We start from the raw sequence: 686 nt of genomic DNA, 5'->3' as shown, positions 1-686 counted from the left end.
GTGAAGTCCGGATCGCAGTCTGCAACTCGACTGCGTGAAGTCGGAATCGCTAGTAATCGCGAATCAGAATGTCGCGGTGAATACGTTCCCGGGCCTTGTACACACCGCCCGTCACACCATGGGAGTGGGTTGCACCAGAAGTAGCTAGTCTAACCTTCGGGAGGACGGTTACCACGGTGTGATTCATGACTGGGGTGAAGTCGTAACAAGGTAGCCGTAGGGGAACCTGCGGCTGGATCACCTCCTTAATCGACGACATCAGCCTGCTGATGAGCTCCCACACGAATTGCTTGATTCATTGTAAAAGACGATGCTGTAAAGCGACCCTGTTATAGGTCTGTAGCTCAGTTGGTTAGAGCGCACCCCTGATAAGGGTGAGGTCGGCAGTTCAAATCTGCCCAGACCTACCATTACATGGTTTAGCCGTAAAATACGGGGCCATAGCTCAGCTGGGAGAGCGCCTGCCTTGCACGCAGGAGGTCAGCGGTTCGATCCCGCTTGGCTCCACCACTTACGCCGTACGCAATAGCTTGTCAGAACTTAGAAATGAACATTCAGCTCGAATGTTGATTTCTGGCTTTTGTCAGATCGTTCTTTAAAAATTCGGATATGTGATAGATATAGACTGAACACCAGTTTCACTGCTGGTGGATCAGGCTAAGGTAAAATTTGTGAGTTCTGCTCGA

General features: G+C 50.7%; 2 tRNA genes and 1 rRNA gene. All 3 read left to right on the top strand.

Going from position 1 to position 686, the window contains the following annotated elements:
- A 16S ribosomal RNA gene (locus OO258_RS27285) occupies window positions 1-248 on the top strand; the annotation flags it as partial.
- 85 nt (window positions 249-333) lie between these two features.
- Window positions 334-410: transfer RNA gene (locus OO258_RS27280), tRNA-Ile, on the top strand.
- 24 nt (window positions 411-434) lie between these two features.
- Window positions 435-510: transfer RNA gene (locus tag OO258_RS27275), tRNA-Ala, on the top strand.
- The last annotated feature ends 176 nt before the right edge of the window (window positions 511-686 follow it).

The organism is Pseudomonas sp. DCB_BI, from assembly GCF_026240995.1.
Taxonomy (GTDB): Bacteria; Pseudomonadota; Gammaproteobacteria; order Pseudomonadales; family Pseudomonadaceae; genus Aquipseudomonas.
This window is presented reverse-complemented; position numbering and strand designations above follow the sequence as displayed.